The sequence below is a fragment of the Rossellomorea sp. FS2 genome (genome assembly GCF_047915635.1).
GTDB classification, from domain to species: Bacteria; Bacillota; Bacilli; order Bacillales; family Bacillaceae_B; genus Rossellomorea; species Rossellomorea marisflavi_A.
In genome coordinates, this window is the sequence record NZ_JBLRVS010000003.1 from 79,707 (window position 1) to 105,229 (window position 25,523).

Consider the following 25,523-nt stretch of genomic DNA (forward strand, 5'->3'; position numbering starts at 1 on the left):
GTATGCAGGATGAGAGGAAATGAAAGGTGGGAAACCATGACGCATCGTGTGTTGGAACAGACATTTTATGAACAGCCGACGCTTGAGCTTGCCAAGTCCCTCCTCGGCTGTCTGATGGTCAAAGAAACGGAGGAAGGGACCGTTTCGGGCTATATCGTCGAAACGGAGGCGTATATGGGACCTGAGGATCGTGCAGCCCACAGCTACGGCAACAGGAGAACGAAACGGACGGAAGTGATGTTCGCGGAATCGGGCAGGATCTATACCTATGTGATGCATACCCACTGTCTCGTCAATGTGGTAAGTGGAGGCATAGGCGTACCGGAAGCGATTCTGATACGGGCTATTGAGCCAGCTGAGGGTCTTGGACTCATGGGCAGCCGGCGTGAAGGCCACTCCATGAAAAATTGGACGAGCGGTCCCGGCAAGCTGACCAAAGCCATGGGCATCACCATGGAAGATTACGGTGGAAGCTTCCTTGAGCCTCCGTTGACTATTTGCGAAGGGTACCTGCCGGAAAGAATCGCCGAGGGTAAGCGGATCGGCATTGATAATAGCGGGGAAGCAAAGGATTATCCCTGGAGGTTTTGGATCGAAGGGAATCCCTACGTATCAAAGGGTCGCGGGCGAAATTCAGAAAAATAGGAATAAATACCCCCATAAACTATTTCGTTTATGGTATATTTTACTTATATAACCAACCTCACCGTCTATTGGGAAGGCGTTGAACCTGAATGTCCGATGGGCGCTTGCATTCAGGGGAGCCAGTAGCGCAACCGACCACATATGAAGTCTATTTCTATGTGGTTTTTTTGTACCTGTTTGTTCAAAAAATACAGAGAGATAAGGGGTCCTAATGAATATTTTCAGCATCTTTCAAGACGACTTGATCTATCACGAATTCCAGCCCTTGTACAGGCTGGGGCATCATCAGTCTCTCTATGCGTATGAGGGGCTCCTCCGCAATACGTTCAACCAGAATCCGGAGCACGTGTTTCAAACCGCCATCAAAGCCAATATCCTGTATAAGCTCGACACTCTTTCCATCACAAAGGCGATGGAGAGCTTCGTGAATACCGGCCTCGACTGCAAGCTGTTCTTGAATATTTACATCACGACCATCCTGCATCCGAGTTTCCGTCATTACTTCGACCATCTGATGAAGGCCCATCCTTCGATGGAAGGAAGGCTCGTCCTTGAGATCAACGAATCAAGTGCCGAGGAACTTTGGCAGAACCCCCTGTTAAAACAGGCGTTGAAAGGGTTGAGGGAGTACGGGGTGTGGTATGCCATCGATGACTTCGGGCAGGGGACGTCTTCCATCAAGAAGTCCATGGAATATGAGCCGGAAGTGATCAAGCTCGACCGCTATTTTGCCATGGATCTTGCACGCGATCCCAAGAAGCAGAGGTTCCTGTCGTTTTTCAGCCAGTTCTATTCCGAAGATACCCTCATCGTCCTCGAGGGGATTGAAAAGCAGGAAGACATGGAGGTCGCCCTTGAGATGGGGATCGCCATCGGACAGGGCTATCACTTGGGCAGGCCGGGAAGATTGTTGGCCTGATCAAGGCGCTGGGTTTGGCAGGGCTTGTGCCTCTCCCTATTTTTTATTGACAGAAAATAAATTAAATTGAAAAATATTGAAGAGGAGAGTAGGATAAAGGAAAAAGAGAAAAAGGGGATCCATATGAACAAGTACCTATCTGTACCATTGCGTTTTATTCTTTATTACATACTGGGGATTCTCGGAATCCTGGGCGTGAGCGTCGCCCCGCAGGTTCTGAGTGAAAAAGGACTGTACAACTTCGTCGCTTTCATTGAAGAATTCCTCAAATTCACCATCTATTTTGCTGATCCGGCAAACTGGGAATACAACTATAAGGGACAAGTCGACTCTCTTTTCAATGTCCTGTGGGAGCCTTATCTGTATTCCATGACCATCATTCTTGGGGCCATCGCCCTGGGCCTTGTACTGGCGGTGATATTTGCCGTGATTACCTTTTTCCTCCCGACTCCGATTTCTTCCATGCTGAAGAAAATCCTGAACTTCATGGAGTCGGTGCCGGATCTTCTATTTGCTTTTCTCCTGCAATTATTTATCGTTTTCTTCTTCAAGAAGTACGGCATTATGCTCATGGAGTTTACGGAGTTTGACGGGGTACAGATTTACGGGGCACCAATCTTCACCCTTGCCATCGTGCCGATGGTTTCCTTCTTCCGGATCCTCCTCCTCGTCATGGAAGAGGAAATGGTGAAAGATCACATTGAATTTGCCAGGAGCAAAGGGTTATCAAAAAGCCGCATCCTCTTCTCACATGTGATGAAGAATATCACACCAAGCTCCTTTTATCATGGGAAACTCATCATCTGGGGGACCCTGTCGAGTTTATTCATTATTGAAACCCTGTTTGATATGAAGGGGATCACTTTCTATATCACACAGGATTTCAGACCTGTCGTGATTGCGTATGCCCTGATTCTTCTTTTCACTCCGTTCTTTTTTATCTATCAAGGAGTTTACCTGTGGATGAATCGGGCCGCCGTGATCGATGATTCCCACTACCGCATCAAAAAGGACAAGGTCAAGTTCTCAGAATGGAAGATCTGGGGGTTCATCGCCACTTCGTGGAGGGCTTGGAAGGTGCACATGAAGAATCCGAAGTTTGCTGGAGGATTCATCATCATCTTCGGAATGATTGTGTATAGTTTCTGCCATTCCCTCTTCAAGGATGAACCTGTCAGCAAGCTTTACTATGTAAAGGATGATGACGGCACTCTGATCAGTGTCCCGCCTCATGCGCCATCTGAATTCATGGCGCTCGGATCCGACTACAACGGCTTCAGCATTTTGGACCAGCTTATCGTCGGAGCGAAATACACGCTCATCTTCGCCCTTGTTGTGGCACTGTTGCGGGTGATAGGCGGCTTCTATCTCGGGGTAGGCTATCACTTCTTCTTGAACGAACGCAGGAAGAACTGGGTGAACAGAATCGTGGATTCGATCCACTTCCTGCCGTTGAGCCTCATTGCGTATCTTCTATTAAGACCGGTGCTGTGGGGATTGACATTCGAAGGCTTCCAGCACTCCCTGTTTGAACGGCTCGTCTTCGAGGCTATCGTCCTGACGATCCTGGTGCTGCCGCTGACGATGGTATTGATCGGCAATGAGTTGAAGCTGATTGGACAGCAGGACTTCGTCGTCTCGGCCAAGCTTCTTGGAGGGAGTAACCGCCACCTGCTCTGGACTCATCTGTTCCCGCATCTCGCGCCGAGAATGTTCATCCTGTTCGGGCAGCAGTTCATTCAAACGATGCTCATCCTGGTCCATATGGGACTGTTCTATTTATTCCTCGGTGGAACCATCGTATCAAGGGGACTCCTTCCCGATCCGCCGAAATCTGCTACATTTGAATGGTCCGGGCTCATCAGTTCCTCCAAAGAAGCATTGATGACCGAGAAATATTGGATCGTATTATTCCCGCTCTTCGCCTTCATGATTGCCATCTTCGCCATGCAACTCGTGGTCCAGGGCGTCAAGGAGATCCAGCAGGCCAAGGTCGGTGTAAGGGTGAATAAGAAACCGATCAAAGGATGGAAAAAGTGGAGTAAGAGTGAAAAGGCTAAGGTGAACCCGCCTCTTGAAGGAGACTTCACCTTGACGCATCAGAACATCAAGGGATGATGTCCACCCGGCATGAAATCTGAAACGGAAGGACATGTTAAAGGAAAAGGAGTGATGAACGATGAGGATACTGCTCATCAGCTTGACGCTGACTTTTTCTTTGACAACGACGGGGGTTGCAAGGGACATCCTGCCCCTGCCCGCCCATAAAAAAGAACTTGCCATCGTGATTGATGACCTTGGGAACGATATGGAGGGAACGGAAGATATCCTTGATACAGAGGCGACGCTGACGATTGCTGTCATGCCGTTCCTGCCGTCTACAAAGAAGGATGCCGAACGGGCTCATGCGAAAGGCCACGAAGTGATTCTCCATATGCCGATGGAGCCGGTGACGGGAAAGGCAAGCTGGCTTGGGCCCGGGGCGTTGACAACAGACCTGTCGGATGATGAGATCCGAAGCCGTGTGGAGAAAGCAATCCAAGATGTCCCGCATGCCGTGGGGATGAATCATCATATGGGTTCGAAGGTGACAGCCGATGAACGCATCATGAGGATCGTCCTCGAAGTATGCAAAAAGCACGGGATGTTTTATCTCGACAGCAAAACAACGGGGAAAAGCGTCATCCCGAAGCTTGCTGACGAACTGAAGGTGCCGTATCTCGAGAACGGTCTTTTCTTCGATGATGTCTACACGAAGGAGCATATCGGACAGCAGGCGACGAAACTTGCCGCTAAACTTGAAAAAGACGACAGCATGGTAGCCATCGGTCATGTCGGTGTAACGGGTACGATGATTGCATCGATGCTGAAGGACTTCATTCCTGTCTACGAAAAAGAAGCCAATATTGTCCCATTATCCGACCTTATTCCTGAGTATCACTTGATTGATGAAAGCATGCCATGAGTTGTATGCTGATAGGTGATGAACAATCGGAAGGGGTGTCGATTACATGAAAATGGCTATTGTGACCGGAGCAACAAGGGGACTGGGCGAAGCAATCGCTTCGGGCCTGGTGAAAAAAGGGGTCGGGCTCATCAACATATCCCGGCGAGATAATGATAACCTGAAGGCCATGGCCACGGATGCAGGGGTGGCATATTCTTTCCATCCGTGCGATCTGACGTCTACTGCAGACACGGAGAAGGTATTCAGGGAAGTGGGGGCAAGCGTGTTTTCAAGCGGAGCCGACACGATTTATGTGATTCAGAATGCCGGCTTGGTCACTCCGATTAATCCGTCCGGAAAAGTGGATGCCGAGAGCCTGGAAGCGAGTGTGCACGTCAATCTCCTCGCTCCCATGATCGCCTTGAACGAATTGATCTCTGCGTCTGAAGGAACGGCTGGACAGATGCTGATCGTCAATATCAGTTCCGGTGCCGGCAGCCGGCCCGTCTATGGTTGGAGTACATACTGCTCCACCAAGGCAGGGCTCAATATGCTGACGGAAACCGTGAGCCTGGAGCTATCCGGTTCAGGACGTGATCATAAGGTCATTTCCTTCAGCCCTGGTGTCATGGATACGGATATGCAGGGAGAAATCCGTTCCTCAGCGAAGGAAGCTTTCGCTGAAGTGGAAAAGTTCAAACGCTATAAGGAAGAAGGGACGCTTCGCAGTGCAGAAACGGTGGCAGATGCACTCGTCGGGCTGATCACGGGAACAGAAGTGGAAAGCGGCAAACTTTATCACATCAATGACCTTGTATGATCTGACAAAAAAAAGCCCCGGGCTCTGGTTGATACCAGCATCCCGGGGCTTTTCCTGTTGAATTATGATCGTACCGGCTCTGTAGAATGAGCTTTCCTGCGGGTGAAACGAGGCAGGGCGAATTTGATCGCCACCAGGCCACAAATGGCCGTCAAGATCGGGTAGAATGCATACGGAAGGATGCTCAGTGGCGAAATGCCGGCTGTTTCTGCTACGAGAAGCATCTGGGCACCGTATGGGATCAGACCCTGGACGGCACATGAGAAGATATCAAGGATACTAGCTGTCTTCCGGTTGTCCACTCCGTATTCATCACTGATCGATTTGGCAAGGGGCCCGGCAATGATGATGGAGATTGTATTGTTGGCCGTGCAAAGATTCGTGGAAGCCACGAGTCCAGCTGTAGAGTATTGCGCGCCTTTGGATGAACCGATCTTCCTGGTTACAAGATAGAGAAGCGCCTGGATTCCACCGTTATGACGGATCAGTTCCACCACTCCACCGATCAGGATGGATAGGAAGGCGATCTCGCCCATGCCGAGCATGCCATCGGCAATGCTGCCGAAATAGCTGGTCGGTGTGAAGCTTCCGTCGATGAATCCGATGATTCCTGATAGAAGGATGCCGCCGAATAAGACGGCAAATACATTCAATCCCGACAGGGCGCCGATGATGACGGCAAGATACGGAAGGATTTTCACGATGGAATAGCTTCCGGCGTCGACGGACGACTGGTTGCCGAGCGTCACGAAGAATAGCGCAATGATCGTGATGATGGCTGCAGGCAGGACAATGAAGAAATTGACTTTGAACTTATCCTTCATCTCTGTTTTCTGCGTGCGGACCGCCGCAATGGTCGTATCCGAAATGAAGGACAGATTGTCACCGAACATGGAGCCCCCGACAACGGTCGCCATGGCAAGAGGAAGGGAGATATCCGTTCCTGAGCTGATTCCTACACCGATAGGGGCAAGGGCCGCAATCGTTCCCATGGAAGTTCCCATGGCGAGTGAGATGAAGGCGGCGATCACAAACAGTCCGACAATCAAAAGATTTTCCGGGATGACGGAAAGAGCAAAGTTGACCGTTGAATCAACGGCTCCCATTTTTTCAGCCACACCCGAGAAAGCGCCAGCCGATAAGAAGATCAAGACCATGATCATGATATCGAGGTTACCCGCTCCTTTGGCGAAGCGTTCAACCTTCACATTGAGGCTGTCCTTCCGGTTCATGGCCAGCGCCACGACAGCAGCGATGATGATCGCCACGAGTACGGGGAAGGAATAGAAGTCCCCTGAAATGATACCTGCCCCAAGGAACAGGGCAACGAATATGAGTAATGGTAATAATGCCAGTAGATTGCCTTTTTCCTGATTCATGTTGTGCACTCCTTTTAGATGATATGTTGCGCATAAAATAAAAAACCTCTTCAAATAAGAAGAGGTTTCCATGAAAACGAAACACCCTTCTTATCTTTCAAGCCGGTGGCTTGCTGGATGTGGCACAGCACTCGTTTGGTTGAGTCCGCTGCCGAGACATCATAGGGCCAGTCCCTCCGTCTCTCTGGATAAGAAGATTTTACGTTATGCAGTTATGTTTAAGATACTTACATACTTTAATGGGTTTCATCCTAAATGTCAAACGGGAAAATTTTCATTTTCCTTAAGCAAACGCATTCAAATTTTCATGATGAATTCCGTCGTTATTTGAACTGGAATAAATCAGATGCTATAATCAGTTAATGGAAAAATAAGGGGGTGGAAATCCCTCAGCACAACGGGAGAGGTGACCTTATGAAGAAGCGATATTGGCTGCTGGCAGTGGGTATGTGTCTGTTACTGGTGGGGTGTTCTCAAGGGAAGGGAAATGGTTCATCGAAGTTGACGTTGGAACCGTATGACCTGAGTGATAAGGAAGAAAAGGTGGTTGCCGCTACAGGGAGAGGTTCCATGTTCTTCTTTACCCTGGATGGAACCTTGGCGAAGGATATGGATCTTGAAAGGACCATAGAAGTGTATGAAAAAGGGAAGCTCGTAAGCGATGAGCCGTTTCAATACGACGAAGAAGCGAAAAAATATAAACACTCCCTGAACTCCTTCGGCATGGAAAGCTCTGAAAAGGATCTGAAGATCTTTAATGGGAGCGAGAGCGCCTTCATCACTATGGACGAAGACCCCATACCTGAAGAAAGTGGAAGCATTGCATCCTCCTTGTTGACAGAGAAAGTGGAGCTCAAGAAAGATAAGCCTGTGTATATTTACGGAATGGCTACTTCTAAAAACAACGGGGATTCCGTAGGTATTGGATTGGAAGATGGGAAACCTGTCGGTAGCTTCAAAAAATCCGACAAGGCCTATATCTATAAAATCACCCTGGTGGACCGTAAATCTGAATAATTTTCAGAATAAAGATTATTTTATTAGAATAATAGGTTTTAAATCTTTTGACTGGTGGTACAAGAAAGATATATATCACATATAGGATTCGAGCGTTATCAACTTTCATGTAAAAGGGGAGTCTATTATGGATAATACCTTCGTCTACTCAAAAGAATATGCCAACCTTGGCGACATTATAGAATTCAAAAGGAAAAAGCACGTCCTGCAAGGCGTCGTGACGACCCTAAGGGAGAACACGGTCATCGTGCGCATGGATAAGGAGTCAGCGATGAAACTGGACCTTCCCGATGATCAAACCGTGGTTGCCCATAAGAACTATGCCGTCATCGAGCGTGCTGAAAACGGCACGAATCCCGTCTTTGTCTACGATGGCTGGAACAGTGCGCTGAAGGCGTAAATAGTATATAAGAAAAATCCCCCGGCGCTAAAATGGGCGTCCGGGGGATTTTTTTGAGTTGTTCAGGTGATAAGGTGAAGCATGCAGGAAGATGGCTGTGCAGGTGGTTCACCTTCCCCCCGGTTCATCTCCGGTTTGCGTACTCCCTCACCATTTCTTCCGTCACGGTCTTGCGCTGGGGTACGACGCCCTGCCTTGCAAGGGCATTGATCTCCTGGGTGATGTGATTGATGCGGTCGGTGGTGAATGGCTTGCCGGCTTCGCATAATGTAAGGGCTTCTTCGATGGCCTGTTCCCTCGATTCATCAAGCTTCATGAACTCCTTCACGAGGCTGTGCTGCTTGCTTGAATGCTTTGTGATGTCCTTGTGTACGCTCATGCCCTCATCCCTCTTTCGATTGGTATATGTCTCATTATGCTTGTTTTTCGCAGCGGTGGCAATGGTTACAGGATCGGGGAGAGGAGCCGGGATATGGACTCCTTGAATTTGATCATGAGCGGACGGCGGTGATAGTCCTCGAGGGTCAATTCCCTGCTCAATTTCCTGTCTTCCATGAAGGAGCGGCTGAGCTCACGTGAAAGCTTCCGGTCATACAGGAAGGCGTTCACCTCGAAGTTCAGGCGGAAGCTCCTCACATCGATATTGGCGGTGCCGACCGATGAAAGTTCATCATCCACCACGATCGTCTTCGCGTGGATGAAGCCGTTATCGTAAATGAAGATCCTGGCCCCGGCTTTCAATAATTCCCCCACATACGAGTAGGTCGCCCAGTAAACAAACATGTGATCTGGCTTGTTCGGGATCATGATCCGGACGTCCTTCCCGGTCAGTGCAGCGATCCGAAGCGAATCGAGGAGGCTTTCATCCGGGATGAAATAGGGTGTCTGGATGTAGATCGAGTGCTTGGCCGATGAGATCATCTTCAAGTATCCGTTCTTGATCTGCTCCCATTCTGAATCAGGGCCGGAGGTGACGATCTGGATTCCCGTCGAACCGCTGAAGGAAGCGGTCGGGAAATATTTTCCTTCATAGGAGATCTTCCTTGACTTTGTGGCCTGGTTCCAGTCCAGGATGAAGCGTGTCTGCATGGCGAGGGAGGCGCTGCCGATCACCCGGAGATGCGTGTCCCTCCAGTAGCCGAACTTTGGATCCAAGCCGAGGTATTCATCTCCGACGTTGAAGCCGCCCACGTACCCTACCTTCCCGTCGATGATGACGAGTTTGCGGTGATTCCGGTAGTTGAGGCGCAGGTTCACAAACGGGATCTTCGACGGGAAGAAGACCGCGACTTCCCCTCCGACTGCCGTCAGATGCCTGAAGAAACGGGGCCTTGTTCGTCTTGAGCCCATCTCATCATAAAGGATGCGGACTTCAATGCCCTGTTTTGCCTTTTCGATGAGCTTATCCACGATTTTTTTGCCGAGCTGATCTTTTTTGAAGATATAATATTGAATATGAATATGGCTCCTTGCCTGTTCGATGTCGCGCAAGAGGGCTTCGAACTTCTCCTGGCCGTCTGTATAGAGCGTAACATCATTGTCCTGGGTCAGCAGGGCGTCATTGTTGATGAGGTGCATATAGATGAGGTCCTGATGGGGAGAAATTTCTCTGTGCCTGAAAGGGAGGGAACGTTCCCTCAACGACCGGGTCTGTTCAATCAGGAGGTCCTCGATTCCGATCTTTTTGATTCCTTCCCAGTCGAAGAGGCGTTTCCTGGTCATGTTTTGTCCGAAAATCAAATAAAGGATGAAGCCGAGATAAGGAATATAAAAGAGAACCATGAGCCAAGCCCACGTCGCCCCGGCATTTCTCCGTTCAAGGAAGACGATGATGGAAGCGAGCACCAGGTTAAAGAAGAATAAAACCCCTAAGAGGATGGAAAGAATGTGCATGCTTTTTCTCCTTTTCAAACCAACTAATGGTAATATATTGTAGTGTACGAGTTATAGTATGTCCGGATCAGAAAGAAGGTGAACAGATGAAGTATGCTTTCATACGGACGATGCTGATGGCGGGTCTCTGGGCGTTTTGGATAACAGAAGCCTATACGGGTCTTGAATCCCTTATCACCCTCATCGTTCTGTCTGCCTTGTCCATCGCACTGTTCTTCTTGGTGCCGTTGATGAAAATCCCCCAGATCAGCTATATGCTTCAGCTGCTTTTGGTGATGGTCGGAACCATCATCACCCATTATACACCACTCATCATGTGGGCCGTCGTGTTCCTGATCCACATGGAAGCTGCAGTCACACTAAGGAGGGATCAATTTCGGCAGAGTCTGTTTGCAACGGCCGCCTTCTTGATCGTGGTGGCGATTTATTCTTATCCTATCACCGATTATGAAATATGGATCATCGTGTTCTTTTTCCTCTTTTCTACTTATAAGGTAAATGAGGACCGGCTGGAAAGCAAGGAGCAACGGAAGCTCTATGAACAGTTATTGGGAGAATACAGAAACTTGAAGCGCCTGCAATACGTGACGGAGCAACATTCCAAGGCCGAGGAGCGTACCAGGATCGCACGTGATATCCATGATTCTGTCGGTCACAAACTGACGGCCCTCCTCATGCAGATCGAGATGCTGTCGATCCAGAATGGGAAGGAAGGATATCGAGATCTTAAGCGTCTTGCCGTAGATAGCCTGGAAGAGACGAGGGAAGCAGTAAGAACACTGAAGGATGGGGAACTGTCGGGTATCCAATCCGTCCTCCAGCTTGTCAGGAAGCTAGAATCAGAGAGTCATATCCAGATCCAGCTCACTACCCGACAGGGGATCCTCTCCTCAAGGTTTACGAATGAACAGAATGTCGCCCTTTACAGAAGCATTCAGGAGGGCGTGACGAATGCCATGAGACATGCTCATGTAAGAGAAATACGCGTGACCCTCGGAAAGACGGCACAGGGGCACGCAAGCTTGGTCATCGTGAACAATGTAAAAGATCCGGTCCCGTTCAAACCGGGATTCGGCCTGACGAATATGAGGGAACGACTTGAGAAGATCGGGGGTCGGCTTGACGTCCAACAGACCGATCGTGAGTTCTCTTTGACTATATCATTTCCTATAGAGGAGGCGTAGCCAGATGAAAAGGATCATGATTGTAGAAGATCAGGGCATCGTCCGCCAGGGTCTGAAGATGATGATCGAGCAGGATCCCGCCTTTAAGGTGGTCGCTGAAGCCTCTAACGGAAGAGAGGCTTTGGAGAAGATGGACCTTCATGCCCTGGATCTGATCCTGATGGATATCAGGATGCCTGAGATGAACGGAATCGAAGCGACAAGGGCCATCAAAGCAGGTTGGCCCCAGGTGAAGGTCCTGATGCTCACAACCTTCAACGATGACGAATATGCCATGCAGGCGTTGAAGGAAGGGGCCAATGGATTCCTCCTGAAGACCTCGGACGGGGAGCAGCTCCTGCACTCTGTCCACAGCTGCCTGAATGGAGGGATGACGATTCACGATGAAGTGGCGGCGAAAGTGGTCCCCCGCCTTCTTTCCACCCGGAAGGAAACGCCACCGACCCATTCCCTCACGCCCAGGGAACTGTCCATTACGAAGCTTGTGGGTGAAGGGAAGACGAATAAGGAGATTGCCGATCAGCTTTTCTTATCGGTGGGTACAGTGAAAAATCACATCTCCCAGATCCTGCAGAAGCTGGAGCTGAGGGATCGAACCCAGCTCGCTATCTATGCAGTGCGGCATGATATTGCCTGAGGCCGGTTATCCGGTCTTTTTTTATGGAAAATATGACGGAGGTCATGGGTGGAGGGGGATGGTTGTGACAAAGGTAAGTGTAAGGTGCACCCTCCTTCCAATAGAATGAATGTATAAAGAAGGAGGCGGTTCACTATGTTGGAAGCCGTGGAGCTGACAAAACATTTCAAGAAGAATAAGGTCGTGGACGGACTGAACCTGTTCATCGAGAAGGGAGAAACGGTCGGATTGCTTGGCCCGAACGGAGCCGGGAAGTCCACGACGATCTCGATGATCTCGACCCTCATCTCACCGACCGATGGAGATGTGAGGTTGAAGAATGAGAGCGTCCTGAGAAATCCTCAGCCCCTCAGGGAAGTACTCGGTGTCGTCCCTCAGGAAATCGCCCTATACACGGACCTCACGGCAAAGGAGAACCTGGAATTCTTCGGGAGGATCAACCATCTGAAAGGGAGCCTCCTGAAGGAACGGGTGAACCAGGTGTTGGACCAGATCGGGCTGACCGAGCGGAAGAATGATATCGTCAAAACCTTCTCAGGAGGTATGAAAAGGCGGCTGAACATAGGTGTCGCCCTTCTCCATGAGCCGGAAATCCTCATCATGGATGAACCGACCGTCGGGATCGATCCCCAGTCAAGGAGCTATATTCTGGAGCAGGTCAAGAGACTCAATCAGGAGAAGGGCATGACCATCATCTATACGAGTCATTACATGGAGGAAGTGGAGTTCCTATGCGACCGGATCTATATCATGGATAAAGGCCATATCATCGCCTCGGGTACAAAAGAGGAGATCAAAAGCATCCTTTCTTCTGAATCCACGATTGTGATCAAACTGGAGAAGATGGTGCCTTCCTTCGCTGAAGGCCTCTCTGCCATCCCATCCGTCATGAACGTGACGTCTTCGGAGAAGGAAATCGTGATGGTGATCCCAAAAGAACAGAATCTGTTCAATCAGGTATTCCAGCTTGCTGAGGATACCGGTGCCGTGATCCTGTCCATTGATCGAAAAATACCGACGCTTGAGGATGTTTTCCTCCATTTGACCGGTCGGGCATTACGGGATTGAGGAGGAGTAGAAGATGACGATTCCATTTATCAAAAAACAATTGCTCCTGATGATCCGGAACCCCCAAGTCCTCCTCATCCTGTTGGGGATGCCCCTTCTGCTCATCACCATCCTGGGGTTTGCCCTGGGAGATCTGATGAACGGGGAGGAAGAGCCCATTGAAGCCAAGGTTGGTTTTGTTGTGGAAGGGAATCCCTCAGATGAACTCAAGCAATTCCAAAAAGAAGTAGATGAGAGCGAGATGCCGGCACAACAAAAAGAGGGCTTGAAAGCGGCAGCCGCCAAGGCCCTTCCCATCGACGCCCTGAAAAAGGATCTATTCGGTAGTAAAGAAGTGAAGAAGTTCATCCACCTGAAAGAGAAAAAAGCAGAAGATCTTGACCGGCTCAGGGATAACGATGATTATTCAGCCATCATCCATTTTTCAGAAGGTTATACCCTGACCATGCTGCGTCAGGCTTTCCTTGACGGAAGTGAAAGTCCGGATATCACAGTGATCAAAAATGAAGGGAGGCCGCTAACGGCTAACCTGGTAACCGATCTGCTCACGTCGTATCAAGAGCAATATACGCTTGCCCTGCAGGCAGGGAAAGCAGGGATCGATCCTGCTGCCATCATCCCTGATGATGCATCCTTCGGTTCCGTGGAGAAGCTCGAGGACCGTCAATCCCTTTCGTCCATGGCGTATTATGCGGTGGGGATGAGTGTCATGTTCGTCCTTTATATCGCGACGAATATGGGAAGCTTCGCCTTCATGGAGAAGGAAGATCGCGTGTTTGACCGTCTGATCTTCGCCGGAGTATCACCATTGAAGTATCTGTTGAGCGTATTGATCACCACGATCATCCTCGCGTTCCTCCAGATCAGTATCCTGTTCGGTGCGAGCGCGCTCATCTATGGAGTGAAATTCCCGGACATAGGCGCATTTCTTCTTGTGACCGTATGCATCTGCTTTGCCGTCGGCGGACTAGGGGCATTGATTACGGCCATCTGCTATAAAGGCAACTCAGAGACGGTCGCGAGCTTTTTCTCCTCCATCGGAGTGGCAGTCCTCGCCTTCCTCGGTGGAAGCTTCGGTCCGCTTACGAGCGGCAAGCTCATGGGGATCCTCGCCGATCTGGTTCCGAATGGGGCCGCCATGACAGCGTATTTCAAAGTCTTTCAAGGATATGGGATCGGAGATGTCCTCCCGAATATATGGGCCATGCTCGGTTTCGGTCTCCTTGCCATCATTGTTGCCACGATTATATTTCCTAAGGAAGGGGGGCACGCAGCATGAAGGGTCTATTGTACGGGAAATTGAAAATGTTGATCAGGAAGCCTTGGCCGTTCCTGCTCACCACCATTGTCTGCCTGATGTTTGCTTTCTTTACCAGTCAGTCCGGCGCCAATGAAGTGACCGTGCCGTACTCGACTGAAGGGGGGGAAGATGCTCCCAAAGCGATCATGGAGGAATTGAAGGCATCCGATTCAATCATCTTCCAGGAAATGTCGAAGGGTGACCTTAATGACCAAGTCAGTGAAGGGAAGAGCCCACTGGGCCTTGTACTTGGTGATGACGATTATACCATCATTGCTTCGGCCGATACCCCGAACGTTCCACAGGTCGATCAGATCGTGAGGAAGGCGTACATGAAGGTGGCACAACAGAAGGGATTGGAGGCTGTTGCTGCGGAGAAGGGAATCGGCTCGGATGAGGTACAGGGATGGTTCCGTGATGTCAAAGATGACCCGTCTTTCTCTCTAAATGAAACGACGTTCCGGAGCGACGGGGACTGGGTATACGATGTGAAGCTTCAGTCGCTATTCGGATTCTCCCTGTTTTTCGTGATTTATACGATCGCTTATAATGTAGCGACCATCATGCATGAGAAGCGTATGGGGATCTGGGACCGGATGATCCTGTCTCCCGTGAAGAAGTGGGAAATGTATACGGCGAATCTGTTATACAGCTTCATCCTGGGGTACGTACAGATCCTCCTTGTATTCATGGTGTTCCGGTACATCACCGATGTTAATTTCTACGGCCATTTCGCATGGGTGCTCGTATTGCTCATCCCATATGTCTTTGCAATCGTGGCATTATCCATCTTCATCACGGGGCTTGTGAAGAAATCCCAGCACTTCAATGCCGTGATTCCCATTGTTGCCGTGAGCATGGCCATGCTTGGTGGGGCTTACTGGCCGCTTGAGATCGTGAACTCCCCCGTGATGATCGCGATTTCCAAAGTCATCCCCATCACATATGGAATGGAGATCCTGAAGGGCATTACCGTCAATCAGCTCGGTCTGGGAGACATCCTTTACCCGGTATCGATCCTTCTCCTTATGGGAGTGTTATTCCTCGGTCTGGGGCTCAATTTCATGGAGAAAAGGCACGTATAGAGCCTAGAAGATTTTCCAGAATCCGAGTACGACCAGCAAGACGCTGGTGATGACTGTGATTCCGATCAGCATAAAGAAGAAATCAAGAACGCTGTCTACGAATACTTTCTTGCGGTTGGAACGTCTGAAATGGCGAACTTCCTTACGTGGTGTATGCGTATGGACGACTCGACTCATAGTGAGATTCCTCCTTTATGGTAGTAATGAGTTAATTCGAGGAATGAAGTGAAAATCCTTCCTTGTCTGAAGAATTATGCCGAAACCTGTTGAAGGAGGGGCAGGCAAAAAGGGTCATTACGATGCTGTTCCATGAGTGAGGATAAGCCGGGCGCCGATTCGACGCCCGGTTTTTCATATGTCAGTGTTTCCATAGCGGGGAATGGTTCTTCGGGTGAACCCGTCACCGATCGATAGGCCGGAAGGAGAAAAAAGTTCAGCTCTATAGGATTATTGTTTCATTTTTGGGGAAAAAGAAAAGCAATTGAATAAAGGTGAAACTTTTTATAGCGTCGAACGTACAAATAGGTGAGTGATACATACAAGAGCTGTCGCTGTTGATTATGATCCTGCTTGTACGAAACCAACCTGGCCTAAGGCCAAAAAAGAGGTGAATAACGTGGTAAAGGAGAACGATCGCTTAAAACGAGTGATAACCAAATTGTCGAATGTCGGTGTCAATATCACCAAAACGAAATCAAGACGGGAAATCCTACAGTCACTGAAGCAGTATCAACCATTACCGAAGACGTTAACACAAGACTCTTAATGTCCATGGGTTGTACAGACATAATTCCCGGCCCTTCACGATATACTATGGAATAATGAAGAGGAGGGGATCCCATGGAGAAACTGATGTTCGATATGGCTACGCTGAAGGACATCAAGAAGAAAGCGGATGAACTGTCCTATTTTTGTCTGAGCAGGACCGATGAACCGGACACGGTGAAGTTGACCCAGGCGCTGGATCAAGTGAGCCGCGCGCTGTCGATGTTTGCAGAAGTTGAGCTCCATCTGATGAATGGCCGTTCGATTCCATTTGATCCCGAGAGCTACATCAGGGGCAGGCTCGGGCTGGCACACCGTTCATTGCTGTCTGTATCCGAATCACATACAGCCTAGGAAAGAGGTTGACCCAAGACGGGTAAACGCACTGACACATGAGTGAGGCTTTTGACTGTTAAATGAATACGCAGAACTCATTTGGCCTGTCCTTTAAGGATGACTATTCCTCATCGTTTTGGGTCAGCCTCTTTTTGGTTTCCGGAAACTTCGGCTGCATACCCTTATGAGAAGAAAGCAGGTGAGCGCCATGTACTCAGATATTCTATTGATATGCAACGGAAAGGCGGGGCAGGGAAAACTGGAAGCACTGCTGAAGGACACCATTCCCCCGCTTTTGGATGTGTGCACGAATATAACGATCCACCCGACCAAAGATAAAGGCGACGCCGAGCGCTTCTGCCGGGAAAAAGGCCATTCATTCGACCTCGTCATCGTCCTTGGAGGGGACGGGACGGTCCATGAGGTCATCAACGGGCTCGCTGACCTTGAGGTGCGTCCTTTGACAGCCATCCTTCCTGGCGGGACATGCAATGATTTTGCCCGATCCCTTCATATCCCCATGAATATCAAGCAGGCTGTCCAGCTTATCGTCGAGCACCCTCTCCGGAAGAGTGTAGATCTCGTCAAAACGGACAGCCGATACTTCAGTAATTTCTGGGGAACCGGATTGATTTCACAGACGAGCGATAACATCGACGTCGGATCAAAAGGTGTCCTCGGGAAGCTGAGTTATTATATCAGTGCCTTTCAATCCATCCAGGATGCCCCGGTTCTGAAGGTGAAAGTGAGGACCGACGAAGAGGAATTCGAAGAAGATGTGGTGATGGTCCTGGCCGCCAATGGGAAATCCATCGGTGCGAATGCCCTGCCACAGTCCATCAGTCTGGACGACGGACTCCTCGACCTTTATCTTGTAAAAAGGAGCGGCTTCCCGCTTCTGAAGGAATTCTTCTTGATGAAGGGGACCGGCGATGTGAGCCACACGTTCGAAGATATCCGGCATATCCGTACATCGAGTTTGGAGGTCGAGCTCTCCGATGAAGAGAAGTTCGATATGGACGGGGAATTGTATGACGGTAAGCGTCAGACGATGAAGGTGCTTCAAGGTCATATGGATTTTATCGTAGGCGTTGAAAGATAAAAGGAAAGAGGCCGTACCCTGGGGTGCCCAGGATACGGCCTCTTTATTTTCATTGTACGGACGTTCTTCTTTTTTTGATCAAGACGTATCCGACATACAGGGTGACGAGAACGGCCCCTACAACGAAACTGAGCATGGCGAAGTTTTGTTCAATAAATGGCTTTGCCTTCTCACCGAGTGTCATGATGATGATCGCTTCGAGGAAGAAACGGAATCCGCGACCGATGATGGACCAGATGACCAACACGCGGATCCGGATGCCGGAAACTCCTGCGAAGATGGTGAAAATCTTATAAGGAACGGGAGTGAGTCCTGCAATAAGGATGGCCATCGGGCCGAATTTATTGAAGTAGTCCTCCACTTTTTGTATGCGTTCTTCTTTGAATAAATAGACCAGTACCGGTCGACCGAGCTTCTTTCCGATCCACCATCCGAAAAGGGCTCCGATAACGGAAGCGACTGTCGTATAAAGGGCATATAACAATGCGCTATCCGGGTTGGCAATCGACATGGGGATAAGAAGGACATCAGGGGGAATCGGGAAGAAGGATGAGTCTGCGAAAGACACCAGGATCAATCCCCATACACCATAATCCATTAACCACGTTTCAAACATATGTATCCATTCAGACATATTCAATGAGTCTCCTTGTTCAATAAGTGTCGGCTCACGCACTGGCAAGCAGCAATGCAGGTCGACCGAATATTCTTTCAATCGACACAGTGTACATGCCCTGCAGGATAGGACTTCTGAAAGTATACCATGATTACAGGGAAGAGTCATCGGACCCTTCGTTACAGTTTCGTGAAATCAATCGATTCCTGTCGCTATTTCCCGAGAAATATCCGACAGGAATCGATATTACATTTCTGATGGTGCTGATATGCCCAAGATGCGCAGTCCTTCCGTCAGGACGATGGATACCGCAGCTACGAGGCTCACGCGTGATGCCTGATCTCCATCGCCGGAAAGAATCTTTGATTTCCCATAGTAGCGGTTGAAGTGCTGAGCCGTTTCAATCAAGTATTTCGCCAGGATCGACGGGGAATAGTGAGTCCAGGCACGGGCGATCACGTCTGGGAACAACCGCAGCTGCTTGATGACTTCCCAGCTTTCTTCATCAGCAAGGCCTGTGAACTCTCCAGCCTTCACATCGGATTTTCTCAGGATTGAGTGGGCCCTTGCGTTGGTATATTGGATATACGGTCCGGTCTCGCCTTCGAATGTGAGCATATGCTGGAGCGAAAATTCTATGTCATTCATTCGGTCATTCTTCAGGTCATGGAAGATGACGGCCCCGACACCGACTGCATTGGCCACCCGTTTTGCATCCGGCAGATGGGGGTTCTTGCTTTCGATGTTTTGTTGGGACAGGGCGATTGCCTCTTTCAGTACTTCCTCGAGGAGGATGACCCGGCCTTTCCTCGTGGACATTTTCTTCCCATCCTTCAGGTAGAGGCCGAAGGGGATATGTTTCATATGGTCGGCCCATTCGTAGCCCATCTGTGCCAGTACGTTTTTCACCTGCTTAAAGTGGACGGTCTGTTCCTGCCCCACGATATAGAGGGCCTCATCGAATCCATACTCCCGCTGGCGGTATAGGGCGGCGGCGAGATCACGGGTGGCATATAAGGTAGCGCCATCCGACTTTTTAATCAGGCAGGGTGGAAGGCTTGTGTCATCGGTCATCCAGACCACCTGGGCACCATCGGATTCAGTCAGTAATCCTTTTTCGGACAGGAGTTCGACCACTTCATCCATCTTGTCGTTGAAGAAGGCTTCCCCGTTATACGAATCGAACTCCACTCCAAGAAGGGTATAGATCTCCTTGAACGCATCCAGTGATTCATCCTTGAACCATTTCCAAAGAGAAACCATTTCCGGATCGCCGTCTTCAAGGAGTTTGAAAGCTTTCCTGCCTTCCTCGTCCAAGGAAGGATCGTTTTCTGCTTCTTCATGGAATCGCTTGTAGAGGGTGAAGAGCTCCGCAATAGGGTTCTGTTTCACTTTTTCCTCGCTTCCCCATTTCTTGTACGCAACCATCAGCTTACCGAACTGGGTGCCCCAATCCCCGACATAGTTAATTTTGACCGTATCAAATCCGCATTTTTCACCGATGCCGGCAATGGCGTTTCCGATCACTGTGGAACGGAGATGCCCCATGGAGAAAGGCTTGGCGATATTGGGGGAAGAAAGATCCAGGACGACGGTGCGATCATTCCCGAACGACTGGGTTCCGTATTCCTGCTGTAGATCAAGGATGGTGGAGACAATCTGCTGGCCGGCTTTGACCGGGTCGAATTTGACATTCACATAAGGACCTGCTGCTTCGACCGAAGCGAAATAAGGGGATCCGATCTTTCCAGCAAACTCAGCAGCTATTGCCTGCGGCGCCTTCTTCAGTTCCTTGGCAAGGCCAAAGCAGGGGAAGGCTGCGTCGCCCATATGAGAGAACTTTGGCGTCTCGATCAAGGTATAAAGCTCTTCTTTGTTCCAATGCGGTACAACCTGTTCATGCAGTGCGTCTGCGAAAATCATCTTTAAATCCATCTTCATCCACCTCCAGATAAAATAAAAAAACCCGCCTCTATAGAACATAGAGACGAGTTTGAACTCGCGGTACCACTCTGATTCCCTCCAACAAGGGCTCTCATTGCATAACGGGGGGATTCCCCGGCCGTAAAACGGCATCTCAAAAGTGCGGTTCATCCCGTGCTTCCCACCAGGCTCCCACCATCCCCGGCTCGCTTTGTTCCACAATGGGATTACTCTCTTCATCATCGACGGTTTGTCATATAATTAACTATATTTTACACATTTTGATGGAGAATGCAACTCCTGATCAGGAATTATCCGACGAGAACATATACGAACGGTGATGGAACTTCATGCTGAATATGAGGCCGAGTGCAAGCATATTCCCCATGAGCGAGCTTCCTCCATACGAGATCAACGGAAGCGGGATCCCGGTGATCGGAAGGAGCTGGATTGTCATTCCGATATTCTGGAATACGTGGAAGGTGATCATGCTGATGACCCCTGCACACACATACGCATTATATGGCTCTTTCGTATCAAGGGCGGTCTTGGTCAAGTGGTAGATCAGGATGAAGAAGAGACTGATCACGACGCTTGCCCCGACAAAGCCGAAACGCTCGGCGATCCCGCTGAAGATGAAGTCGGTGTGGGCTTCCGGGATATAGACTTCACTGCCGTTGAATCCCTTCCCGTAAATCTGCCCCGATCCGACCGCGTTCAGGGATTTGATCAAGTGGAATCCTTCTTCCCTTGTGTAGTTATACGGATCGAGCCACGAATAGATCCGACCGAATTGGTACTTGTCCACACCGAGATATTTTTCAAGGAAATCCGGTGCATAGAGAACAAGGGAGAAGATGGTCCCGCCGATGACGGCAATGCTGCCGTAGATCGGCACGATGATCTTCCACGTTATTCCCGAAACGAGGATGATCCCGGTGACGATGGCAATGAACACGAGAGCGGTCCCGAGGTCATCGGTGATGATGAGGGCCAGTGGCCCAAGGGCCGTCAATCCAATTTTCGCAAGAAGCATGAAGTCGGACTGTACGGTCTTTACCTGGTTTTGCTCATGGTGGTTCGTGATCACCCGTGCAAGGGCGAGGATCAGGAAGGTTTTGACGAACTCTGAAGGCTGGATCAGGATCGATTCCGAGATTTTATACCAGCTGTGTGCACCGTTCCGGTAAGGGACGATGCTTTCAGGCATGACCCTGAGACCGAGAAGGAGCACGATCCCGATTCCATATGCGTACCAGGCGAGTCGCTTGTACTGGTCCGAGTCGAAGAAAAGGGCTCCTGTAATGATCACGCCCCCCACCACATACCAGAAAGCCTGGCGGATGACGAAGTTCTGAGTATACTGTCCTGAAGTTTGGGCGCTGCTTATACTGATGGCACTGACAATAAAAAATAACATGAGGATGAAAAGCAATCCCCAATCGATTCGATCAGCGAGACGCTGGCGGTTTTCCATAATCATTTCACCTGTACTTCTAAAGATTTCACATATCTTAGTCTAATAGAAAGAGAGGAAAATTTCTACTCTCTATCTACGGCTTTCCGTTTGCGATGGATGGGAGAAGGGGGGAGGCTGTAAGCGATTGGTAAAGAAAAAGCCGTCAGTGGAAGGGTTCCACGGATCGGCTTTTACGTTTCTATACCATTTATTACATTATTGTGAAAGAGCTTTGTCTGTCTGCACGAGTGGTGCAGGCTCCCCGGTCGTTTCCGTGATCGAGTGGAGCTTCGTCACTTCGACGGATTTGATCTGGTGGTCTTCCATCGTCTGGATGTAGAACTCAAAGTCGGCGTACGAGATGCTGTCTCCTTGCTGTGCGTCGTAATTATGCGTCAGGATCCAGCCGCCGAGGGTATCGACATCATCTTCGGTCACGTCGATGCCGAGGATATCCTTCAGTTCGCTGACAAGGACCTTTCCATCGAGGATAAAATGGTTGTCCTTGATTTTTCGAATCTGTGGTGTCTCATCCATATCGAATTCATCCCGGATCTCCCCGACGATCTCTTCGACGATGTCCTCGATGGTGACAAGTCCGGATGTCCCGCCGTATTCATCGAGAAGGATGGCAACGTAGGTCTGTTCCTTCTGCATTCTGAGGAGCAGGACGTGGATCGGAATCGTCTCGAGGACTTGTATGATCGGTCTTACGTACGATCCGAGCGGCCTGAGCTCCGTATCCTTGTGGAGGAGGTCGGTGAAGACTTCCTTCACATTGATGAATCCGGTGATATGGTCCTTATCGCCGTCAGTGACGGGATAACGGGTGAACTTCTCCTCCTGCACAAGCTCGAGGAGTGTATCGATGGGATCATCAGCGGATAAGGTCACGATTTCGGTGCGCGGGACCATGATTTCTTTCGCTGAGCGTTCGTTGAATTCGAAGATGTTGTTCACATATTTGAATTCGGACTGATTGATTTCTCCGCTTTTATAGCTTTCCGATACAATCAGGCGAAGTTCTTCTTCCGAGTGGGCCCCGTCATGCTCGGATGCGGCCTTCAGGCCGAACATCCTCGTCACGACCCGGGCAGAGCCGTTCAATACCCAGATGAAAGGGTACAAAATCCTGTAGAAGGTGATAAGTGGACGGGCGAATAACAAGGCCAGTGATTCCGCTTTTTGAATGGCAACGGTCTTCGGGGCCAGCTCTCCGACGACGACGTGCAGGAACGTCATGAGAGTGAAGGCGATCCCGACGGATATTCCGTGGGAAAGGGCCTCGGACGCAGCTATTTTCGATAGTAAAGGTTCCAAAATACCAGCGATGGCAGGTTCTCCGATCCAACCGAGCCCCAGAGCGGTCACGGTTATACCGAGCTGGCATGCGGAGAGGTACTCATCCAGATTTGTAATGATTTTCTTAGCAGCTATGGCATTTCGATTACCTTCCTCGACCAGTTGCTCGATTTGTGATTTTCTTACCTTCACGATCGCAAACTCCGAAGCTACGAAAAAAGCTGTTAAACCGATCAAAATCGCGACAAGCACCAAACTGTATATGTCCAAATAATTTTCCTTATCCCGTCAGACGGGTAAGGAGTCACCTCCTGTTGGTTATCAGTGATAACCGGATAAGTTTAAGTTAAAATCATTATAAGAATAACTACTTTCAGCGTCAAATTCTAAATAGGAAGAGATTTAATAATAAACTATGTCAAAAGCTAACCAATATGATGGTTATTTTCCGATTTTCGCACGTTCGCTTTCCTTCCGATGTAGCCTTTCCTATTATATTACTATATTCGACAATTCTATACTGCTTTTGTCATCATTTTGAAATGAAATAGAAAAGAGCAAGAGGGGAAATAATTTGATAAAATAGGAAGTATTAATCATGCATCGTGTCACCACTTGGAGGGAACGTTTTTGAAGGCTAATAATGTAGTGAAAGATATCATCTATGTCCATCAAAATGCGGATCAGCAATTCGTTGTGTCTTATGGGATCCATTTCAATGAATTTGTCATGAACGCTCATCATCCGTTACAGAACCTGCTCCTGATCAAGCATCAGTATGAGCATGGAGGGTTCAACATACATACCCATATGGAATATGTGGAGCAGGGTGATATGAAGAAGCTCATGAATGATCATGTACAGACGTACGGTGATTTCTGCTGGATCGATTTCGAGGAGGAAGTCGGGGTCGATGAGCTGAACGGCCAAGAGATCGCGGAGCTGCTCTATATGGGACATATCAAGCAGCCTCTCAATCTTCCTTTCTACTCCAAGCTGAACAACCGCTTTGCGTACCTTACTCACGATGACGGCTGGTTCAATAAAGTATTTTACAGGGATTTCGAAGACTTTTACCATCTCCTTGGGGAAACGATCACGTCGAAGTTGAAAACCTCCAAAGCCGGGAAGGGTCTCTTCGGCATGAAGAAGGAAAAAGACTTTCCCGCCATCGGGAAGGACGTCATCCGTTCACTCCGTGACAAGCTCAAAGAAGGAGTCGTCATCTCCCTTGAAAAGGCCATCCTCGCCAGGGGCAAGATCGAGATCCCGTTCTGGGTGATGGGGGACTATTTCGATATGGATGAGATGGGGGAAGACTACAAGCAGATCAGAAAGGCGCCGGCCAACGGCCTTCTTTCCTTCGACAGGAAAACGAAGAGCTGGAGCGCGCTCCTGAAATGAGGGAGGAGCCGGGCATGACGTCACTGAAGATCGGGGAAGGGCTCGTTGAAGCCACTTTCCGTTCCCGACCGAACCGGTTCATCCTCCACTGCGAGCTGCCAGGGGGCTCGGTGGAAAAGGTTCATCTGCCTGACCCGGGAAGACTGACGGGGATCCTTGTCCCAGGGCGCAGCATTTGGCTCCTGCCGGCAAAGGATCCTGCGCGGAAGACGAAATGGTCGGCCGTCATGGTCCGCGATCCCGACAGCGGTGCCTATATCTCCCTGAATACACAGCTTCCCAACACATTGATCCGGGAGGCCTTCATGAACGGTGCCCTGGATGAATTCTCTGATTGGGCATTCGAACGGGCTGAATACCGCATCGGTCATTCCCGCTATGACTTCCTTCTTCGACACAAGAAGGAGGACGCTTCCCTTTTGGTCGAGGTGAAAAGCGTCACCATGGCAGATGGACGTGCAGGTAGATTCCCCGATGCGGTGACGGCCAGGGGGGCGAGACACGTAGAAGGGCTCGCGGCTCTGCAGGGAGAGTACGAGACCGCCGTTTTGTTCGTCGCCCAGCGGGGGGACATCGATTCGATCACCTCGGCGCCTGAGATCGATCCGTATTTCGCCAAGGTCATGGAGGAAGCGGGACAGAAAGGCGTCCGTTTTTATGGACGCGTATGTGAAGTGACACCGACCCATTTGACACTGGGAAGGAAGATTCCAGTGGATACCACGATATAAAAAGGATTCCCCGCCACCGGCGGAGAATCCTTTTTTCTATGGAAGCTCGATTTCTTCCGTTACTTTATACTCGTCCGCCCCTTTGGCTGTCAGCCAGGCGCTCAGTGTGTACGTGCCTGCAGGAAGATCGGGAAGCTTGATTTCCTGTGCAAGTGCATCACCGGGAGCGATGGTTTTTTCCCGGATGGCCTGGGTGTACATCTTGTTCTCGGAATCCTTGTAAACGACCTTGCCGTCGGCGTCCTTCAGTTCGAAATCAATCGTCTGCCCCGAGGTGAAGGTGAAGGTCATTTCTTTGTCGGTCTCGTTTTTGACACTGTATTCATACGTCGAATCTTTCTTCGTTATGGCGGCTTTCATTTCCCCGTCCTCCATTCCATTGTGTTCAACATGATTTCCGTTCTCTTGATCTCCATCTTTCACTTCGTCCGTACCGCAGCCTGCCAGGACCACCCCTGTCAGTATGAATGGGATGAGTTTCTTCATCATTTGACACCTCTCTCAGGTAGAAGTGGCGTTTACGCCCGCATGGTCACCTCCCCGCCCTGAAATACGCAGGGAAAGGTTTCCGAAACCAGATTATAGGGGATT

General features: G+C 49.7%; 26 protein-coding genes and 2 riboswitches. Of the genes, 17 read left to right on the forward strand and 9 right to left on the reverse strand.

Annotation, left to right across the window (positions count from 1 at the left end):
* Positions 1–36: 36 nt before the first annotated feature.
* The 5 genes from ACNA6I_RS10300 to ACNA6I_RS10320 all read left to right on the forward strand — a co-directional run bounded on the left by ACNA6I_RS10300 (position 37) and on the right by ACNA6I_RS10320 (position 5,331).
* Positions 37–645 carry a DNA-3-methyladenine glycosylase gene (locus ACNA6I_RS10300; protein WP_048015226.1) on the forward strand — a complete coding sequence of 203 codons (609 nt, stop codon included), beginning with the start codon at positions 37–39 and terminating at the stop codon, positions 643–645.
* Positions 646–708: 63 nt separating this feature from the next.
* Positions 709–791: riboswitch (cyclic di-GMP riboswitch) on the forward strand.
* 65 nt (positions 792–856) lie between these two features.
* On the forward strand, positions 857–1,564 hold the full coding sequence (locus ACNA6I_RS10305) for an EAL domain-containing protein (protein ID WP_048007266.1): 708 nt from the start codon (positions 857–859) through the stop codon (positions 1,562–1,564).
* 147 nt (positions 1,565–1,711) lie between these two features.
* Complete coding sequence (locus tag ACNA6I_RS10310) at positions 1,712–3,682, forward strand: ABC transporter permease subunit (RefSeq protein WP_414130599.1); 1,971 nt, start codon at positions 1,712–1,714, stop codon at positions 3,680–3,682.
* A 61-nt stretch (positions 3,683–3,743) separates the two neighbouring features.
* On the forward strand, positions 3,744–4,529 hold the full coding sequence (locus ACNA6I_RS10315; RefSeq protein WP_053072092.1) for a divergent polysaccharide deacetylase family protein: 786 nt from the start codon (positions 3,744–3,746) through the stop codon (positions 4,527–4,529).
* A gap of 46 nt (positions 4,530–4,575) precedes the next feature.
* Positions 4,576–5,331 carry a (S)-benzoin forming benzil reductase gene (locus tag ACNA6I_RS10320; RefSeq protein ID WP_048007265.1) on the forward strand — a complete coding sequence of 252 codons (756 nt, stop codon included), beginning with the start codon at positions 4,576–4,578 and terminating at the stop codon, positions 5,329–5,331.
* 62 nt (positions 5,332–5,393) lie between these two features.
* Here the strand turns inward: ACNA6I_RS10320 and ACNA6I_RS10325 are convergent, their stop codons facing one another.
* On the reverse strand, positions 5,394–6,710 hold the full coding sequence (locus tag ACNA6I_RS10325; RefSeq protein WP_048007264.1) for a Na+/H+ antiporter NhaC family protein: 1,317 nt from the start codon (positions 6,708–6,710) through the stop codon (positions 5,394–5,396).
* An 87-nt stretch (positions 6,711–6,797) separates the two neighbouring features.
* Positions 6,798–6,905: riboswitch (SAM riboswitch) on the reverse strand.
* A 219-nt stretch (positions 6,906–7,124) separates the two neighbouring features.
* Here ACNA6I_RS10325 and ACNA6I_RS10330 point away from each other — a divergent pair.
* Positions 7,125–7,727, forward strand: a complete 603-nt coding sequence (locus tag ACNA6I_RS10330) for a hypothetical protein (protein WP_416313265.1) — start codon at positions 7,125–7,127, stop codon at positions 7,725–7,727.
* A gap of 127 nt (positions 7,728–7,854) precedes the next feature.
* Positions 7,855–8,127: a DUF2187 family protein gene (locus ACNA6I_RS10335; RefSeq protein ID WP_048007262.1), complete on the forward strand. Its 273-nt coding sequence runs from the start codon at positions 7,855–7,857 to the stop codon at positions 8,125–8,127.
* Positions 8,128–8,251: 124 nt separating this feature from the next.
* Here ACNA6I_RS10335 and ACNA6I_RS10340 read toward each other — a convergent pair whose 3' ends face one another.
* A complete protein-coding gene (locus tag ACNA6I_RS10340) occupies positions 8,252–8,506 on the reverse strand; it encodes a YpbS family protein (protein WP_159639840.1) in 255 nt (84 codons plus the stop codon).
* Between the two features lie 65 nt (positions 8,507–8,571).
* The gene (gene cls, locus ACNA6I_RS10345) at positions 8,572–10,020 is read right to left on the reverse strand and encodes a cardiolipin synthase (protein ID WP_367024990.1); all 1,449 of its coding nucleotides are present in this window, start codon (positions 10,018–10,020) and stop codon (positions 8,572–8,574) included.
* An 86-nt stretch (positions 10,021–10,106) separates the two neighbouring features.
* Between cls and ACNA6I_RS10350 the strand changes: the two genes are divergently transcribed.
* From ACNA6I_RS10350 to ACNA6I_RS10370, 5 genes are all read left to right on the forward strand, one after another.
* Positions 10,107–11,204 carry a sensor histidine kinase gene (locus tag ACNA6I_RS10350; protein ID WP_048007259.1) on the forward strand — a complete coding sequence of 366 codons (1,098 nt, stop codon included), beginning with the start codon at positions 10,107–10,109 and terminating at the stop codon, positions 11,202–11,204.
* Between the two features lie 4 nt (positions 11,205–11,208).
* Positions 11,209–11,841, forward strand: a complete 633-nt coding sequence (locus ACNA6I_RS10355) for a response regulator (RefSeq protein ID WP_048007258.1) — start codon at positions 11,209–11,211, stop codon at positions 11,839–11,841.
* 135 nt (positions 11,842–11,976) lie between these two features.
* On the forward strand, positions 11,977–12,909 hold the full coding sequence (locus tag ACNA6I_RS10360; RefSeq protein ID WP_048007257.1) for an ABC transporter ATP-binding protein: 933 nt from the start codon (positions 11,977–11,979) through the stop codon (positions 12,907–12,909).
* 13 nt (positions 12,910–12,922) lie between these two features.
* Positions 12,923–14,188, forward strand: a complete 1,266-nt coding sequence (locus tag ACNA6I_RS10365; RefSeq protein WP_048015215.1) for an ABC transporter permease — start codon at positions 12,923–12,925, stop codon at positions 14,186–14,188.
* The gene (locus tag ACNA6I_RS10370) at positions 14,185–15,294 is read left to right on the forward strand and encodes an ABC transporter permease (protein ID WP_048007255.1); all 1,110 of its coding nucleotides are present in this window, start codon (positions 14,185–14,187) and stop codon (positions 15,292–15,294) included. Before ACNA6I_RS10365 ends, ACNA6I_RS10370 begins: the two co-directional genes overlap by 4 nt.
* 3 nt (positions 15,295–15,297) lie before the next feature.
* Here ACNA6I_RS10370 and ACNA6I_RS10375 read toward each other — a convergent pair whose 3' ends face one another.
* The gene (locus ACNA6I_RS10375; protein ID WP_156183343.1) at positions 15,298–15,471 is read right to left on the reverse strand and encodes a hypothetical protein; all 174 of its coding nucleotides are present in this window, start codon (positions 15,469–15,471) and stop codon (positions 15,298–15,300) included.
* A 439-nt stretch (positions 15,472–15,910) separates the two neighbouring features.
* Between ACNA6I_RS10375 and ACNA6I_RS10380 the strand changes: the two genes are divergently transcribed.
* The 3 genes from ACNA6I_RS10380 to ACNA6I_RS10390 all read left to right on the forward strand — a co-directional run bounded on the left by ACNA6I_RS10380 (position 15,911) and on the right by ACNA6I_RS10390 (position 17,497).
* Entirely contained in the window at positions 15,911–16,060 is a 150-nt protein-coding gene (locus ACNA6I_RS10380) for an Lmo0850 family protein (RefSeq protein ID WP_258523275.1), read from the forward strand.
* A gap of 74 nt (positions 16,061–16,134) precedes the next feature.
* Positions 16,135–16,413: a hypothetical protein gene (locus tag ACNA6I_RS10385; RefSeq protein ID WP_416313266.1), complete on the forward strand. Its 279-nt coding sequence runs from the start codon at positions 16,135–16,137 to the stop codon at positions 16,411–16,413.
* A 190-nt stretch (positions 16,414–16,603) separates the two neighbouring features.
* Positions 16,604–17,497, forward strand: a complete 894-nt coding sequence (locus ACNA6I_RS10390) for a diacylglycerol/lipid kinase family protein (protein WP_048007254.1) — start codon at positions 16,604–16,606, stop codon at positions 17,495–17,497.
* A gap of 49 nt (positions 17,498–17,546) precedes the next feature.
* Here the strand turns inward: ACNA6I_RS10390 and ACNA6I_RS10395 are convergent, their stop codons facing one another.
* From ACNA6I_RS10395 to ACNA6I_RS10410, 4 genes are all read right to left on the reverse strand, one after another.
* On the reverse strand, positions 17,547–18,131 hold the full coding sequence (locus ACNA6I_RS10395) for a YqaA family protein (RefSeq protein WP_416313267.1): 585 nt from the start codon (positions 18,129–18,131) through the stop codon (positions 17,547–17,549).
* Positions 18,132–18,359: 228 nt separating this feature from the next.
* A complete protein-coding gene (argS, locus tag ACNA6I_RS10400; RefSeq protein WP_416313268.1) occupies positions 18,360–20,048 on the reverse strand; it encodes an arginine--tRNA ligase in 1,689 nt (562 codons plus the stop codon).
* A 292-nt stretch (positions 20,049–20,340) separates the two neighbouring features.
* Positions 20,341–21,513: an FtsW/RodA/SpoVE family cell cycle protein gene (locus tag ACNA6I_RS10405; RefSeq protein WP_048007251.1), complete on the reverse strand. Its 1,173-nt coding sequence runs from the start codon at positions 21,511–21,513 to the stop codon at positions 20,341–20,343.
* 198 nt (positions 21,514–21,711) lie between these two features.
* Entirely contained in the window at positions 21,712–23,067 is a 1,356-nt protein-coding gene (locus tag ACNA6I_RS10410) for a hemolysin family protein (protein ID WP_048015219.1), read from the reverse strand.
* A 360-nt stretch (positions 23,068–23,427) separates the two neighbouring features.
* Between ACNA6I_RS10410 and ACNA6I_RS10415 the strand changes: the two genes are divergently transcribed.
* Positions 23,428–24,201 (forward strand): hypothetical protein, encoded by a 774-nt coding sequence (locus ACNA6I_RS10415; RefSeq protein ID WP_048007249.1) that lies wholly within the window; start codon positions 23,428–23,430, stop codon positions 24,199–24,201.
* 14 nt (positions 24,202–24,215) lie between these two features.
* Positions 24,216–24,932: a DNA/RNA nuclease SfsA gene (sfsA, locus tag ACNA6I_RS10420; RefSeq protein WP_416313269.1), complete on the forward strand. Its 717-nt coding sequence runs from the start codon at positions 24,216–24,218 to the stop codon at positions 24,930–24,932.
* A 36-nt stretch (positions 24,933–24,968) separates the two neighbouring features.
* Here the strand turns inward: sfsA and ACNA6I_RS10425 are convergent, their stop codons facing one another.
* The gene (locus tag ACNA6I_RS10425) at positions 24,969–25,421 is read right to left on the reverse strand and encodes a BsuPI-related putative proteinase inhibitor (RefSeq protein WP_048013987.1); all 453 of its coding nucleotides are present in this window, start codon (positions 25,419–25,421) and stop codon (positions 24,969–24,971) included.
* Positions 25,422–25,523 lie beyond the last annotated feature (102 nt).